The organism is Sodalis sp. RH15 (assembly GCF_047324255.1).
In the GTDB taxonomy this organism is placed as follows: Bacteria; Pseudomonadota; Gammaproteobacteria; order Enterobacterales; family Enterobacteriaceae; genus Acerihabitans; species Acerihabitans ligni.
This window is the reverse complement of the sequence record NZ_CP178738.1, coordinates 100085-113896: the sequence shown is the minus strand read 5'-3', so window position 1 is coordinate 113896 and position 13812 is coordinate 100085. Positions and strand designations below refer to the sequence as shown.

At 54.6% G+C, this 13812-nt stretch carries 16 protein-coding genes; 6 read left to right on the top strand and 10 right to left on the bottom strand.

Going from position 1 to position 13812, the window contains the following annotated elements; translation table 11 throughout:
• Positions 1-19: 19 nt before the first annotated feature.
• Positions 20-661 (top strand): orotate phosphoribosyltransferase, encoded by a 642-nt coding sequence (pyrE, locus tag ACL2XO_RS00510; RefSeq protein WP_132924247.1) that lies wholly within the window; start codon positions 20-22, stop codon positions 659-661.
• Between the two features lie 26 nt (positions 662-687).
• Here the strand turns inward: pyrE and slmA are convergent, their stop codons facing one another.
• The 3 genes from slmA to coaBC form a co-directional block, all read right to left on the bottom strand.
• Complete coding sequence (slmA, locus tag ACL2XO_RS00505; protein ID WP_132924249.1) at positions 688-1284, bottom strand: nucleoid occlusion factor SlmA; 597 nt, start codon at positions 1282-1284, stop codon at positions 688-690.
• 150 nt (positions 1285-1434) lie between these two features.
• Positions 1435-1893 (bottom strand): dUTP diphosphatase, encoded by a 459-nt coding sequence (dut, locus tag ACL2XO_RS00500; protein WP_132924251.1) that lies wholly within the window; start codon positions 1891-1893, stop codon positions 1435-1437.
• Positions 1871-3085 (bottom strand): bifunctional phosphopantothenoylcysteine decarboxylase/phosphopantothenate--cysteine ligase CoaBC, encoded by a 1215-nt coding sequence (gene coaBC, locus ACL2XO_RS00495; RefSeq protein WP_413726078.1) that lies wholly within the window; start codon positions 3083-3085, stop codon positions 1871-1873. The genes dut and coaBC overlap by 23 nt, the downstream gene beginning before the upstream one ends.
• Before the next feature lie 183 nt (positions 3086-3268).
• Here coaBC and radC point away from each other — a divergent pair, with 183 nt between their 5' ends.
• The 4 genes from radC (at position 3269) to mutM (ending at position 5492) form a co-directional block, all read left to right on the top strand.
• Entirely contained in the window at positions 3269-3952 is a 684-nt protein-coding gene (gene radC, locus ACL2XO_RS00490) for a RadC family protein (RefSeq protein ID WP_413726077.1), read from the top strand.
• 238 nt (positions 3953-4190) lie between these two features.
• Positions 4191-4427, top strand: coding sequence for a 50S ribosomal protein L28 (gene rpmB / locus ACL2XO_RS00485; RefSeq protein WP_132924257.1), 237 nt, complete (start codon positions 4191-4193; stop codon positions 4425-4427).
• 11 nt (positions 4428-4438) lie between these two features.
• Complete coding sequence (rpmG, locus tag ACL2XO_RS00480; RefSeq protein ID WP_026738454.1) at positions 4439-4606, top strand: 50S ribosomal protein L33; 168 nt, start codon at positions 4439-4441, stop codon at positions 4604-4606.
• 76 nt (positions 4607-4682) lie between these two features.
• Positions 4683-5492 (top strand): bifunctional DNA-formamidopyrimidine glycosylase/DNA-(apurinic or apyrimidinic site) lyase, encoded by an 810-nt coding sequence (gene mutM / locus ACL2XO_RS00475; protein WP_413726076.1) that lies wholly within the window; start codon positions 4683-4685, stop codon positions 5490-5492.
• Position 5493: 1 nt separating this feature from the next.
• Here mutM and coaD read toward each other — a convergent pair whose 3' ends face one another.
• The 7 genes from coaD to ACL2XO_RS00440 all read right to left on the bottom strand — a co-directional run bounded on the left by coaD (position 5494) and on the right by ACL2XO_RS00440 (position 12638).
• Positions 5494-5976: a pantetheine-phosphate adenylyltransferase gene (gene coaD, locus ACL2XO_RS00470; RefSeq protein ID WP_132924260.1), complete on the bottom strand. Its 483-nt coding sequence runs from the start codon at positions 5974-5976 to the stop codon at positions 5494-5496.
• On the bottom strand, positions 5973-6749 hold the full coding sequence (locus ACL2XO_RS00465; protein ID WP_132924262.1) for a glycosyltransferase family 2 protein: 777 nt from the start codon (positions 6747-6749) through the stop codon (positions 5973-5975). Before ACL2XO_RS00465 ends, coaD begins: the two co-directional genes overlap by 4 nt.
• Positions 6750-8018: a lipid IV(A) 3-deoxy-D-manno-octulosonic acid transferase gene (waaA, locus tag ACL2XO_RS00460; protein ID WP_132924264.1), complete on the bottom strand. Its 1269-nt coding sequence runs from the start codon at positions 8016-8018 to the stop codon at positions 6750-6752. It lies immediately after the preceding gene.
• Between the two features lie 129 nt (positions 8019-8147).
• Positions 8148-9278: a glycosyltransferase family 4 protein gene (locus tag ACL2XO_RS00455; protein ID WP_413726075.1), complete on the bottom strand. Its 1131-nt coding sequence runs from the start codon at positions 9276-9278 to the stop codon at positions 8148-8150.
• Positions 9275-10351, bottom strand: a complete 1077-nt coding sequence (gene rfaQ, locus ACL2XO_RS00450) for a putative lipopolysaccharide heptosyltransferase III (RefSeq protein WP_132924268.1) — start codon at positions 10349-10351, stop codon at positions 9275-9277. Before rfaQ ends, ACL2XO_RS00455 begins: the two co-directional genes overlap by 4 nt.
• 63 nt (positions 10352-10414) lie before the next feature.
• Positions 10415-11416, bottom strand: coding sequence for a glycosyltransferase (locus ACL2XO_RS00445; protein WP_132924270.1), 1002 nt, complete (start codon positions 11414-11416; stop codon positions 10415-10417).
• Between the two features lie 124 nt (positions 11417-11540).
• Positions 11541-12638, bottom strand: a complete 1098-nt coding sequence (locus tag ACL2XO_RS00440) for a glycosyltransferase (protein ID WP_413726074.1) — start codon at positions 12636-12638, stop codon at positions 11541-11543.
• 216 nt (positions 12639-12854) lie between these two features.
• Between ACL2XO_RS00440 and ACL2XO_RS00435 the strand changes: the two genes are divergently transcribed.
• Entirely contained in the window at positions 12855-13808 is a 954-nt protein-coding gene (locus ACL2XO_RS00435) for a deacetylase (protein ID WP_413741976.1), read from the top strand.
• Positions 13809-13812 lie beyond the last annotated feature (4 nt).

Sequence of the window (13812 nt, the reverse complement as noted above, 5' to 3'; positions counted from 1 at the left end):
CGGGTTGGAAGGAGTGTATATGAAAGACTACCAGCGTGAATTTATAGAGTTCGCATTAAATAAACAGGTGCTTAAATTTGGCGAATTTACGCTGAAGTCAGGGCGCAAGAGCCCTTACTTTTTCAATGCCGGTTTGTTTAATACCGGCCGCGATCTGGCGCTGCTGGGCCGATTCTACGCCGCCGCGCTGATGGATTCCGGTATTGATTTCGATGTGGTGTTCGGGCCGGCCTATAAGGGCATCCCCATCGCCACCACCACGGTAGTAGCCCTGGCGGAGCACTATGAGCGGGATGTGCCCTACTGTTTCAATCGCAAGGAAGCCAAGGAACATGGGGAGGGGGGCAGCCTGGTGGGCAGTCCTTTGCAGGGGAAAGTCATGCTGGTGGATGATGTTATCACCGCCGGCACCGCCATTCGCGAGTCCATGGAAATCATCACCGCCCATCAGGCCACCCTTGCCGGGGTGTTGATTTCTCTCGACCGCCGGGAAAAAGGCCGGGGGGATATTTCAGCGATCCAGGAAGTGGAGCGGGATTATCACTGCCGGGTGCTGGCTATCATTACCTTGGACGATCTTATCGATTATCTGGAAGAAAAAAACGAGATGGCCGATCACTTGGCGGCGGTGCATGCTTACCAGCGGCAATACGGTGTCTGAAGCATTGCCGCCCCGGGCGGCGGCATTTACTTCAACTGAGCCAGCAGCAGCGGCCAGCGCGCTTCAAAGTCCCGGGTCGGCAAATATTTGAATTCGGTGCGGACAAAACGCGCCAGCAGTCCTTCGCAATAGGCCAGCAGCTGGCTGGCCAGCAGGGTTTCATCGCTTTCGAATCCTTGGCCTTCGCGCAGCTTGCGCTCCCGCAACACTTGGCGCAGCTGGGCTTCTATGCGTTCATAAAGCTGATTGATGCGGCCCTGCAGACGGTCCTGTTCGAACATCAGGGCATGGCCGGTCATGATGCGCGTCAGGCCGGGGTTGCGTTCGGCAAAGCCCAGGATCAGCAGTAAAATCAGACGAAGACGATTAAAGGTTTCCTTTTCATCCTGCAGAATGAGATTGATGCGGCTGCTCAAGCTGTCTTCGATAAATTCTATCAGGCTGTCGAACATGCGGGTTTTGCTGGGGAAGTGGCGGTAAAGCGCGGCTTCCGATACCCCCACCGCCGCGGCCAGTTTAGCGGTGGTGATCCGTTGACTGCCGTCGCTGGATTCAAGCATTTGCGCCAATGCCTGAAGAATTTCCTCGCGTCGATTACGCTTCTTGTTTTTTTGTTCTGTCATACCTAACGGGTCCCTGGGTAATAAAATCAAATCGAATCAACATCAGGCATCGGCCGTAACATCACCCTGTGTTACGGCGTTAAAAAAATGAATTATCAATGCCGGGGAAGGTTTGCCCGTTAACGTCTACATTAACGCTTCCATTAAGGACTAGTGGCGTCCGGAATGACCAAAGCCGCCTTCGCCACGTTCGCTGGCGGTAAAATCGTCCACCACGTTAAAATCCACCTGCACTACGGGTACGAAGACCATCTGCGCGAGGCGTTCGCCCGGTTCAATAGTAAAGACCTGCTGACCGCGGTTCCACACCGAGACCATCAGCGGCCCCTGGTAGTCCGAATCGATGAGTCCCACCAGGTTGCCCAGTACAATGCCGTGCTTATGTCCCAGCCCGGATCGGGGCAATATCACCGCCGCCAGCGCCGGATCGGCAATATGAACGGCCAGGCCGGTGGGAACCAGGGTGGTTTCTCCCGGCGCCAGGACAACGGCGCTATCGAGACAGGCGCGCAAATCCAGGCCGGCGGAGCCTTCAGTGGCGTAGGCCGGCAGGGGAAATTGCTCGCCGATGCGGCGATCAAGGATCTTAACGTCGATTTTTTTCTTCATAACGGCTGATAATCTCGTCGATTAATTGTTGACCAAGCAAGGTCTTATCGCTTAGCGGCAAAAGGCGATCCCCATCCTGCCAAAATAAATGCAAGGCGTTGGTCTCGCTGTTAAATCCCTGGTCTTGCCGGGACACGTCATTGGCGCAAATCAAATCGAGATTTTTCTTTATGCGCTTTTGCCGGGCGTATTCTTCCATATTCTGTGTTTCGGCGGCAAATCCGACCACATACGGGCGATTTTTGGTCATGGCCCCCACCTCGGCCACAATATCAGGGTTTTTTATCATTTTTATGGTGATTTCGTCACCCTGGGTTTTTATTTTTTCGCTGGCGGTTTGAATGGCGCGATAATCCGCCACCGCGGCGCAGCCGATAAAAATCTGCTGCAGTTCGATATCATTCATTACCGCGTCATGCATCTCCAGCGCGCTGGTAACGTTGACGCGCCAGACGTTGGCCGGGGTGGGCAAATCCACCGGGCCGGCCACCAGCGTGACATGGGCGCCCCGGTCCGCCGCCGCCTTGGCGATGGCGAATCCCATCCGGCCGGAGCTTTGATTGCTGATATAACGCACCGGATCAAGGGACTCCCGGGTGGGGCCGGCGGTGACCATGATGTTGAGATGTTCCAGGCTGCGGTCGATGGTAAAATGACGGCGCGCCCTCTCCACCAGCTCCAGGGGATTGAGCATCCGGCCCGGGCCGATGTCGCCGCAGGCCTGGCTGCCGTCATCCGGACCCCATAATAGTACGCCGCGCGCGGCCAGGGTCTGCAGGTTGGCCTGGGTAGCGCTCGCCCGGTACATCTGCTGGTTCATGGCCGGGGCCACGGCAATGCGCGCGGCGGTGGCGAGGCATATCGTGGTCACCAGGTCATTGGCCATGCCCGCCGCCATACGGGCCAGCACATCGGCGCTGGCAGGGGCCAGCAGGACCAGATCGGCCCATTTGCCCAGTTCGATATGCCCCATTGCGGCTTCGGCGGCGGGATCCAGCAAATCGTCGGCTACCGGATGTCCGGAAACCGCCTGGAGCGTCAGCGGGGTGATAAACGCTTTTGCCGCGGGGGTCATGACAACCCGTACCTCAGCGCCCCTGTCACGTAAACGGCGCACCAGTTCAGGGCTCTTGTAGGCGGCGATGCCGCCGCTTATGCCAAGTACAATATGTTTGCCGGCAAGTTCCGTCATCTCGAATGTCCACTTGAAAGCTTGAGTAGGTAACATTTTATCATAACCCTACGGTTAACCATCATTTGTCTCTTTGAGGCAATCCATCGCAAATTGCAATGCCTGCCGTAATTTCGTCATCTGACCGTCGAGCAAATTTGCGCCGGATGGCATGATAGGCGGCGAATGGGGGATGATAAGGATATGGCGAAGCGAAACAAAAAGGAGTGGCCCTATGGACTGGCGCCCAGGGAAAAATTAACCTTGTTAGGCCCGTCGGCATTGTCGGATACGGAGCTGTTGGCCCTGTTTTTGCGAACCGGTCTGCCGGGTTCACATGTCATTCATCTTGCCGAGCAGTTAATGGCCCGGTTCGGCTCTTTGGATAAATTGATGTCGGCCGATTGTAAAACCCTGTGCGCCACAAAAGGCCTGGGACCGTCAAAATATACCCAGCTGCAGGCCATCAGGGAGATGGCGCAGCGGTATTACGGTTCGCACCTGATGCGCGAAGACGCCATGACCAGCCCGAATATTGCGCAGAATTACCTGCAGATCATGTTGGCGCACCGGGAGCGGGAAGTGTTCGTGGTATTGTTTTTAAATAATCAGCACCATCTTATAAAACACATGGAATTATTTCACGGCTCGGTGAACAGCGTCGAGGTGCATCCCCGCGAAATCCTTCGCGAGGCGCTTAAAGTCAATGCGGCGGCGATTATTTTGGCGCACAATCACCCTTCGGGTAGGGCCGAACCCAGCCGCGCCGATCGCGAAGTCACCGAACAGGTGGTGAAAGCAGGTCTTTTTCTGGATATCAGGGTGCTGGATCACCTGGTCATCGGGGCAGAAGAGTGCGTCTCTTTTGCCGAAAGAGGGTGGTTGTGAGCTTTATTCTTGCGATCCACCAGGATCTTTGCTTGCGCGGGACTTGAGCACTTGCGCTTCAAAGCGTATACTACGCCACCTTTGAGAATCTTGGGTGTAGCGTTGAGAGCCTATCTCAGCAGGTTCAAACCTGTTGTAAGTCTCTCCTCAGTGAATGTGCTGAGATGGGCTCTAAAGCCTGACGAGGCGGCTGACACCTTTTTTTGAGCTCGAGCTGATTGATTTTTGGAGAATAGACATGTCCCGAGTCTGCCAAGTTACTGGCAAGCGCCCGGTGAGCGGCAACAACCGCTCCCACGCAATGAATGCGACCAAACGCCGTTTTCTGCCTAACCTGCACTCTCACCGTTTTTGGGTTGAGAGCGAAAAACGCTTTGTTACGCTGCGTGTATCTGCTAAAGGTATGCGTGTAATCGACAAGAAGGGCATCGAAACGGTTCTGACCGATTTGCGTGCCCGCGGTGAAAAGTATTAAGGAAATGAATCATGGCTAAAGGTGTTCGCGAGAAGATCAAGCTGGTTTCTTCTGCTGGTACTGGTCACTACTATACCACCACGAAGAACAAGCGCACCAAACCGGAAAAATTGGAATTGAAAAAATTCGATCCGGTGGTACGCCAGCATGTGATTTACAAAGAAGCTAAAATCAAGTAATTTTAGTGAGTTGCATAAAAACCCGCCACGGCGGGTTTTTTTATTTGCTGGCGTTAACTGCTACACGGAGGCGAACATGCCTGAGTTGCCCGAGGTTGAAACCAGCCGCCGGGGCATTGAGCCCTGGGTAGCCGGCCATAGGATAGTCCGGGCGGAGGTGCGTAATGCGCGTCTGCGCTGGCCGGTTTCCAGCGAGATCATCGCTCTGCGCGACGCCCTGGTGGTAAGCGTCCGGCGGCGGGCGAAATACCTGCTGTTGGAGCTGGATCCGGGCTGGATCATCATCCATATGGGTATGTCGGGCAGCCTGCGCGTCCTGCAGCAGCCGCAGCCGCCGGAAAAGCACGATCATGTGGATCTCATCATGAGCAACGGCTGTATCATCCGCTATACCGACCCCAGGCGCTTCGGCGCGTGGTTATGGAGCGATGACCTTAAAACCAGCCGGGTGCTTTCCCAACTGGGTCCGGAACCCCTGAGCGACGAGTTCGACGGTCAATGGCTGTTCGATAAATCGCGCAATAAGCGTACGCAGGTTAAACCCTGGCTGATGGATAACAAACTGGTGGTGGGGGTGGGGAATATTTATGCCAGCGAGTCGCTGTTTGTATCGGGCATCCTGCCGGTGCGGCAGGCCGGTTCGTTAACTCTGGCCGAGGCGGAACTGCTGGCGCGTACCATCAAGGCGGTATTGCTGCGGTCCATCGAACAGGGCGGCACCACCTTGCGTGATTTTCTGCAATCGGACGGTAAGCCCGGCTATTTTGCACAGGAACTGCAAGTCTATGGCCGTGAAGGCGAGAGCTGCCGGGTATGCGGTACGCCTATCCAGACCGTCAGGCTCGGGCAGCGGAGCAGTTTTTTTTGCCCTCATTGCCAGCATTAAATCAGGGATGAAGCCGTAGTTTCACTTCTTTCGCGATGGCGGGGGGCAAGAAATGATCCACATCCCCGCCGTGCAGCGCCACTTCCTTGACCAGAGATGAAGAAATATACGACCATTCCTGGTCCGGCATCAGGAAAACGCTTTCCAGCTCCGGCATTAAATGCTGGTTCATTTTCGCCAGCTGCATTTCATATTCGAAATCCGAAATCGCCCGCAGCCCCCGCACCAGGATATTGGCGTGCTGCTGCCGGGCGAAATTGGCCATCAAATCGCTAAAACCCACCACCTCAACGTTGGTTAAATGCCGGGTAACGTCTTTTGCCAGCGCTACTCTTTCTTCCAGGGTAAACAGCGGCTTTTTACTGGGACTGAAGGCGATGGCCAATATGACTTCGTCGAACATTTTCGCGGCACGGGTCACCAAATCCAAATGCCCGTTGGTGAAGGGATCGAAGGTTCCGGGATAAATGGCCTTGGTTGTCATAATACGTCTCTCTCGGCACGGCGCAGCGCCCATAAAGCGGTATATTTGTTGAAAGTATACTGTGCGTTCACCACTGCCAGCAACCAACCCTGTTTTCCGTCCAGAAAGCCGGCCCGCAGCAGCCAGGTCTTGATAAAAGCCCCAAGGGTATGACCGATAATGGAAAGAAAACCGCAGGTTTTATGCTGACGGTGACGTTCCATTGCCCAGGCTTCAGCGTACTGCAGCTGCTTGCGCTGGAACGCTATCAGGTCGCGGCAGGTCAAATGCTGCAGATGCCCGTGCAGGGTAACGACCTTGGCCTGGCGGCTATCGAGGGATTCATGTACCGGACTGTCGTTATAACGGTAGGCTTCCCGGGCATACAGCCGCACCACCTTGTCCGGATACCAGCCGCTGTGCCGCATATAGCGTCCCAGGAACAGGTTCGAGCGGGCGCAGCTGTAAACCGTATCCGGAGACGGGCGGCGCAAGACCTCTTCAATGGACCGGCGCAGCTCGGGAGTGACCCGCTCATCGGCGTCGAGCATCAGGATATAATCCCCTACGGCGTGTTCCTGCGCCCGCTGGCGCTGTTTGCCGAATCCCGGCCAATCCGGTGCCGAAAAGACTTGCGCGCCGTACCGCTCGGCGATTTGACGGGTGAGATCGGTACTCGCGCTGTCCAGCACCACGATTTCATCCGCCCACCGCACCGATTCGAGGCACTCGGGCAGCAGCTCGGCTTCGTTGCGGGTGATGAGGACCACGGAAAGACGTTTTACCGTCGGCATCTACTGGCTCCGCTGTGGCAAATAAGGCTCCAGCAATTGTAGCAGCCGCTGCAGCGCGCCCTGGTTCTGGTGCAAAACCTCCACCGCGTGACGACCGTAATATAACCGGTAATCCTCATCGGTGAGCAAAGTTGAAATCTCTTTCACCAACGAAGGGACATCGGTCACGGTAATCAGACCGCCCGCTTCGGCCAGTTTGCTGCATATATCCCGGAAATTGAAGATATGGGGGCCCATGAGAACAGGGACAGCGTGGGCCGCGGCCTCCAGGGGATTATGACCGCCCCGTTCCACCAGGCTGCCGCCGACAAAGGCGATATCGGCAATGCCGTATAGCAGCATCAGTTCGCCCATGGTATCGCCGATCACCACCTGCGTACCCGGCGAAGGCACTTCACCGGAGCTGCGGGTGGTAAGGCTGAAACCGGCCCTTTGCGTCATCTCTTTCGCCACGGGGAACCGCTCGGGATGCCGTGGCACCAAGATCAGCAGTAGATTGGGAAAGTTTGCCAATAATTGACGATGAGCCTGCAACAGCAGGCTCTCTTCCCCTTCATGAGTGCTGGTGGCTATCCACACCGGACGATGGGGCGCCCATTGACGGCGCAGCGTCAATGCTCTGGCCGCCAGTTCGGGAGTGACCGAAATATCGAATTTCAAGCTGCCGGTTAGCGCCAATTGGTTACGCTTTAACCCTAAGGACAAAAAGCGCTCGCCGTCTTCCTCGTTTTGTGCGGCGATAAGCGTGATTTTACCCATAATGCCCGCGGTAAAACTGCCGAATTTTTTATAGCCGGCGGCGGAACGGGCGGATAAGCGCGCATTTGCCACCACCAAGGGAATTTTACGCTGATAAAGGGCTTTGATCAGGTTAGGCCATAACTCGGTTTCCATGACGATCACCAGTTTGGGATTGACCTGGTTGAGAAACCGGTTCATCGCCCCCGGCAGGTCATACGGCAGGTAAACGTGATCGACATCTTTGCCGAACGCGGACTGAACGCGTTCGGAGCCGGTGGGGGTCATGGTGGTGACGGTAATGGGTAAAAAAGGATAACGGTGGCGCAGGGCTCGCACCAGGGGAATTGCCGCTAATGTTTCACCCACCGAAACCGAATGCAGCATGATGCCGCCCGGTTTGACTTTGCCCTGACAAAACCCGTAGCGCTCCCCCCAACGCCGGCGATAGGCCGGCGCTTTTCGACTACGCCATAATAACCGGATCCATATAAAGGGCTGAAGAAAATAGATGATTACGTTATAGATCATTATAGTTAGCTATTGTAAGGCACGGCGACCGATGTGCTGAGTTAATTTTTAACCAAATAATTAGAATCGCATGGTAAGCGCATTCATGCTAACAGATAAGTGGCTATCCCTCATTGATATCCGGTGCTTTTAATCCTCAAGCAGTTGCCGGTAGAGCTCCGTCAGCTCACTGGACAACCGGGCGGGGGTGCACTCTTTAACCCGTTCGCGGGCGGCGAGACCCATGTCGGGACGCCGGTGCCGTAACGGTATGGCCGCCGCCAATTCTGTAAGCGTTTTCAGATCCAGGGCATCACAAACATACCCTTGGATGCCCGGTTCGATAAATTCGGCGCCGCCGCAAGTCTGGCTGGTAATCACCGGCAAGCCGCAAGCCATGGCCTCCAATATCACGTTGGGGAACGGATCATACAGTGTCGGCAGGATCAAACCGTCCGCCGCGTGATAAAAAGGTAACACGTCCTTTTGTATGCCGACGAAACGGATGCGTTGCCGGCATCCCAGGCTGTTGGCATAAGCGAGATATTTGGGCTGGTGTTTGTCCTGACCTACCACAACCAGATAACGATCGGTGGCGGCGATGGCGGCGATGGCCTGCCGCAATCCTTTGCGCTCAAAGCCGGACCCCACATAAATCAGCGCGCAGGCTTCATCAGGCAGGGAAAGCCTCTCACGGGCCAGTTGGCGCTGCTCCGAACTTGCAGGATAAAAGCTCGACGAATCAATGGCGTTATAGATCAGGGCGAATTTATCCGCCGGCACCTGATAACAGCGGATAATGTCGTTCATCACCATCGCGGAATTACAGATGATTTTTTTCAATGAAGAAGAATGAAACATCGCTTCTTCCGCTGCGAGCACATAACGATGATATCCGCTTATTGAGGTCAGCCATCGTTGCCATGGCGTATCGATGCGCGCCCGCTGCTCCAGCCATACCCGGTGAACGCCGTCGCCTGCGCGGAACACGTCGCAACCGGCGATACGTTCGTGGCTTTGTACCAAATCGAAATGTTCACGCTGCCAGCAGCGTTTCGCCGCTTCGGCAAAACCGCGTTCCCGCGAGACGCGTCCCCATTTGGCCGGATTGCAAATATGAACATGCCAGTTCGGGCGCGGCTCTCCCGACCATTGCCGGGTCAGGATATTCAATTCCAGCTCGTCGCTGTCCAGGGCTTCCAACGCCCGGGAAATAAAACGTTCGGCGCCGCCGTCGGGGCGATATTTTTGCCGGACTATAGCCAGCCGGATTTTTTTCATGACAAATATCCCCGTGCGGCCTGGAGGACGGCATCCACCGGGATGGCGCTTAAATAACGCTGTTGGGTTTTGGTGTCGATGTCATCCGGCGGCGGGAGTTCAGTAAAATCGCCGGCCCAGATAACGGTGCTGTTCTCACTCCAGGGCCGCCAGAACGTCAACTTGGTGGGACCGAACAGAGCGACGCAGGGCGTATTCAACGCCGCCGCCATGTGCATCGGCGCCGAATCGACCCCGATAAACAGCCTGGCGCCGTCGATAACCGACGCCAGCTGCGTTAAGGTTAGTTCTCCCGCCAGGGAGACGACCCGGGGATTATGGCAAAGGGACAGAATATGCCCGATCATGTCGAGCTCGTTTTTATCCGGCGCGGCGGTCAGTACGATGGGCAAATCCTGTTCCTGCAGCGCGTCTATCAGTTCCGCCACCTTTTCATCGTCCCAGCATTTATAGCTCCAGCGGGAAGTGGGCTGAATCACCAGGTAATCTCCGGTAATGCCCTTTGACGCCAGCAAGGTGTTGCGATGGGCCTCATCGGCGGGGGAATAATGCATCGAGGTGCGCCGGTCGGTCAAGGCGATGTCCAATGGCGCCAGAATGGTGAGATTTTGTTCAACGGTGTGAAGCCGGCCGTGATTAACGGTGGAAACCAGCCGGTTATGGGCCAGGCGCCATAAAAAAGATTGTCGCTTGGGATAATCGAAGCCGATACGCACCGCCGCGCCGCTGAGGTAGGTGATTATCGCGCTGCGCCACTGGTCGGCCAGGTTTACCACGATATCATAATGCCGCGATCGCAGGATTTTTATCAGCCCGGTCTCTTGCTGAATCTGATGCCTGACCCCCTGTTTTTTCCATGATCGATCAATGACATGGATATGGGTTAGCGCAGGATGATAACGGAGGATGGCCTCGGTTTCCTTGTATAACAATATGTCGATCTCAGCGGCGGGATACTGCCGATGCAGAGTGTTGATAACCGGTGTGGTCAGCAGCATATCGCCGTGATGGCGTAGCTTGATCAGGAGAATCCTTTTGACGGGAGTCGGTGATACGTCATGAGATATAGGCATGTTGTCTGACCAAAGAAAATCCAGCGTTGATTTTAGGTCAAGACAGGGCGGGAGAGAAGCGGATTATCTTGGCTTGCGCCAGGCATATATTCTTCTCAGCCACAGTAATAGCTGATACCACTGCTTTATGCCGCGTGCATTGCGAATCATGCGTTTATGTGTGCCGCTGGCGAAAATATCATTAAGTATAAGCTGCCTGGCCACAGGATCCGGTTCGCGACGCACCGCATGGCAAACGGATAATGCCTCATGAGTCACCTGCAAAGGAAATTCACGATACATTTTCACTTTGCCACGATACCGGTGGTTGATATCCTCCAGCAATTCGGCAATGCGGATGTAATGGCGCTGGTATTCGACATTTTTCATGCCGGTTCTTTTCTGATTACTGATGGATTGGTCGTGAATATAATAACGATAAAACACTTCCTGCGTGTACCTTACCCGACCGGCGTTAAGCATTAATTCCGTGGTCCAGGGAATATCCTGGTGATGCAAGCCCGGCACAAACTGCAGGTTAAGCTGTTTTATCAATGACAGCCGATAAATACCCAGCCAGACCACATGCAAATAGCGTCTGGTGCCTAAGGCCTTATGCAGCCAGGTCGGCCCGTCGAGTACGTCGGTGGAGGTTAGCCGGTCGAGAGGAATCAGGGTTTTTATTTCTTTCGAACCCATAAAATACCGCTCGCCATTGCATTGGGCTACATCAAGGTCGTCCCGCTGCGCCATATCCACCAGCGTTCGGTACATATCGGGATAAAGCCGGTCGTCCGCATCGGGAAACGTCACATATTCGCCGCTGGCAATGGCCATACCGGCGTTACGCGCCCTAGAAACACCGCCATTGGGCTGATCGATAACAATAATGTTTTCGTAACGCTCGGCATATAACCTTGCAAGAGCGTCGGACCCATCGGTCGAACCATCATTAACGATGATTATTTCTAAATCTTTAAGCGTTTGGGCCACCAATGACCGCATAAAGTCTTCAAACATCGAACCGGCATTATACAACGGAACGATAACGCTGAGTTTACGTAGCGGCTTATGGTTATCTAACATTTTGCAATCAACGCCAGCTGTCCAATTAGGAAACTGTTAAATTCATACTGAATAATAACATAAGCTGATGTGTTGAGATCGCTGAAACCCGCCGCGCTCTGCTGTTGCTAGCTCAATTAACCTATTAACTCCTGGCTAATGCAGCATATTTTCGGCAAATAGCGGCGATACCGTAGGGTTCCAGCTGGTGGAGATTTATAAGGGGAGGATTATTATAAATTGTAAGAATTTTTTCGGCCAGAGAGTCATCGTTCAATTCCGCCAGGCCGCGGGCCAAATCGCCAGTTAATATTTCGGCGGGCCCGCCGGGACAGCGGGTACTGACCACCGGCGTCTGGCAAATCAGCGCTTCCACCAAGACATTACCGAACCCTTCGCTGTCGGAACAGAGAATGAGCATGCGGGCATGCTTGATATAAGGATAGGGATTCGCGGTAAAACCTTTGAATATGACGCGATCGGCAATATTCAGTTCATTGGCCAAGGTTTTCAGCGCGCTGAGCTCCCGGTCACTGCCCTGGCCCATAATGACCAGCGGCGCTTGGATACCGGTAAGGGCATAGCTCCTGAGCAACCGGTCATGGCGTTTGTGGGGATGTAATCGGCCCACATGAATAAGATAATCCTGTCCCGCCATATCGCAGGGTTCGGATGCCAGCCGGCGGATGTCGTCTATATCGAACGGATTATAGATGACCGCCGATTCAGCGGGAGTCACGGCAAATGTGCCGGTCATATCTTCCAGCACCGCGCGGGAGACGGCGGTAATATTGCGATGCCGGTACACCCGGCCGATTTTGTAGCGTTTCAAGGCGCGCGATAGCCCTTTGCGATGGCCAAGATAGGAAGGGGAAAACATGCCGTGGAGGCAAAACCAGACTTTTTTCGGATCAAGGGCGCGGCTGCGGGCGACGATGCGGTCGGTTTTATGCAGATGGGATATCACCAAATCGAATTTACCCTCCCGCCGCTCGGCCTCGATAATAGCCGAATCCAGTTTTTTCGCCCGACGGGAAAGTTCGGTAAGCTTGCGCCAGGGAGTTCGGCAATCATCGACAATAACCCGGTAATCGATCTCCTCAGGCAGCGTATAGTCGCAAACGGAGCGTAATGAAAACAGCGAAACGCGGTGACCGGCGGCCATTAATCCTTGCGACAGGGTCAATAGTACTTTCTCCGCGCCGCCGCCCGGCAATCCGTCGATGATCATCAATACCCGCATGCGCTGTTATCCTTTGCCCTGCCTGAGTCATTAAGGTGCGATCCTACCCTAAGATAACGATAAAATCCTGCGGACATTGACCGTCTATTGCCTTTTGCGATAGACATCTTGCCAATGCGTTTGTTCTAATGTCCAATCGGAGCATTATCTACGGCGTTTGCCCTCAGGGGCTCGGCAGCGTAACATACCGGACTCTGATTTCCAGGGATTTTTCACATGAATCAACCCGCATTTATTATTACAATTGATACGGAGGGCGATAATCTTTGGCGTAATCATGGGCAGATTCTGACGGAAAATGCGCTTTTTTTGCCCCGGTTCCAGTCGCTGTGCGAAAAATTCGGTTTCAAGCCTGTTTATCTCACCAACTATGAAATGGCGGTGGATAGCGCATATGTCGAGTTTGCGAAAGATGTCATCGCCCGGGCCCAAGGCGAAGTGGGCATGCATCTGCATGCCTGGAACAGCCCGCCGCTGTTTGATTTAACCGGCGACGACGGTAGGCACAAGCCGTATTTGATCGATTATCCCGATGAAATCATTGCCGCTAAGGTGAAGTTCCAGACGCAATTGCTGGAAGAGACCTTCCAGACCAAAATGCTCAGCCATCGCGCCGGGCGTTGGGCGTTGAACGAGCTTTATGTAAAAATATTGATTGAACACGGCTATCGCGTCGACTGTTCCGTCACGCCTCGGGTGGACTGGCGCCGTTCTCCCGGCGCGCCTCAAGGCCAGGGCGGTACCAACTATATCGGCTTCCCCGATCAAGCCTATTTCATCAACCCGGAAAATATTGCCGCCGCAGGTGATTCCCCGTTGCTGGAAGTCCCCATGAGCACCCGCTACAAGCACCCGGCATGGGTCAACTCCGTCAAGAGCCTCTATGACAGTCTCAGGGGTAAAAGCCGGACGCCGTCGGTGCACTGGCTGCGCCCTCATGGCGGCAATGTGGCGAATATGCAATGGGTGGTTGATACCATGCTGGCCCGGAGAAGCGATTATGTTGAATTCATGCTCCATTCATCGGAACTGATGCCCGGCGGCAGCCCCACCTTTGCCGATGAGGCCGCCATTGAGCGGTTATATGCGGATCTTGAGCAGCTGTTTGAGTGGTTAAGCGGACGTGTCGTCGGCATGACACTGGCAGAATATTATCAAAAAAAGACATGAGCCG

What these genes read in the sequence shown, in the direction of transcription:
- pyrE (WP_132924247.1), top strand. Translation starts at nt 20, where the DNA reads ATGAAAGACTACCAGCGTGAATTTATAGAGTTCGCATTAAATAAACAG.
- slmA (WP_132924249.1), bottom strand. Translation starts at nt 1,284, where the DNA reads ATGACAGAACAAAAAAACAAGAAGCGTAATCGACGCGAGGAAATTCTT.
- dut (WP_132924251.1), bottom strand. Translation starts at nt 1,893, where the DNA reads ATGAAGAAAAAAATCGACGTTAAGATCCTTGATCGCCGCATCGGCGAG.
- coaBC (WP_413726078.1), bottom strand. Translation starts at nt 3,085, where the DNA reads ATGACGGAACTTGCCGGCAAACATATTGTACTTGGCATAAGCGGCGGC.
- radC (WP_413726077.1), top strand. Translation starts at nt 3,269, where the DNA reads ATGGCGAAGCGAAACAAAAAGGAGTGGCCCTATGGACTGGCGCCCAGG.
- rpmB (WP_132924257.1), top strand. Translation starts at nt 4,191, where the DNA reads ATGTCCCGAGTCTGCCAAGTTACTGGCAAGCGCCCGGTGAGCGGCAAC.
- rpmG (WP_026738454.1), top strand. Translation starts at nt 4,439, where the DNA reads ATGGCTAAAGGTGTTCGCGAGAAGATCAAGCTGGTTTCTTCTGCTGGT.
- mutM (WP_413726076.1), top strand. Translation starts at nt 4,683, where the DNA reads ATGCCTGAGTTGCCCGAGGTTGAAACCAGCCGCCGGGGCATTGAGCCC.
- coaD (WP_132924260.1), bottom strand. Translation starts at nt 5,976, where the DNA reads ATGACAACCAAGGCCATTTATCCCGGAACCTTCGATCCCTTCACCAAC.
- ACL2XO_RS00465 (WP_132924262.1), bottom strand. Translation starts at nt 6,749, where the DNA reads ATGCCGACGGTAAAACGTCTTTCCGTGGTCCTCATCACCCGCAACGAA.
- waaA (WP_132924264.1), bottom strand. Translation starts at nt 8,018, where the DNA reads ATGATCTATAACGTAATCATCTATTTTCTTCAGCCCTTTATATGGATC.
- ACL2XO_RS00455 (WP_413726075.1), bottom strand. Translation starts at nt 9,278, where the DNA reads ATGAAAAAAATCCGGCTGGCTATAGTCCGGCAAAAATATCGCCCCGAC.
- rfaQ (WP_132924268.1), bottom strand. Translation starts at nt 10,351, where the DNA reads ATGCCTATATCTCATGACGTATCACCGACTCCCGTCAAAAGGATTCTC.
- ACL2XO_RS00445 (WP_132924270.1), bottom strand. Translation starts at nt 11,416, where the DNA reads ATGTTAGATAACCATAAGCCGCTACGTAAACTCAGCGTTATCGTTCCG.
- ACL2XO_RS00440 (WP_413726074.1), bottom strand. Translation starts at nt 12,638, where the DNA reads ATGCGGGTATTGATGATCATCGACGGATTGCCGGGCGGCGGCGCGGAG.
- ACL2XO_RS00435 (WP_413741976.1), top strand. Translation starts at nt 12,855, where the DNA reads ATGAATCAACCCGCATTTATTATTACAATTGATACGGAGGGCGATAAT.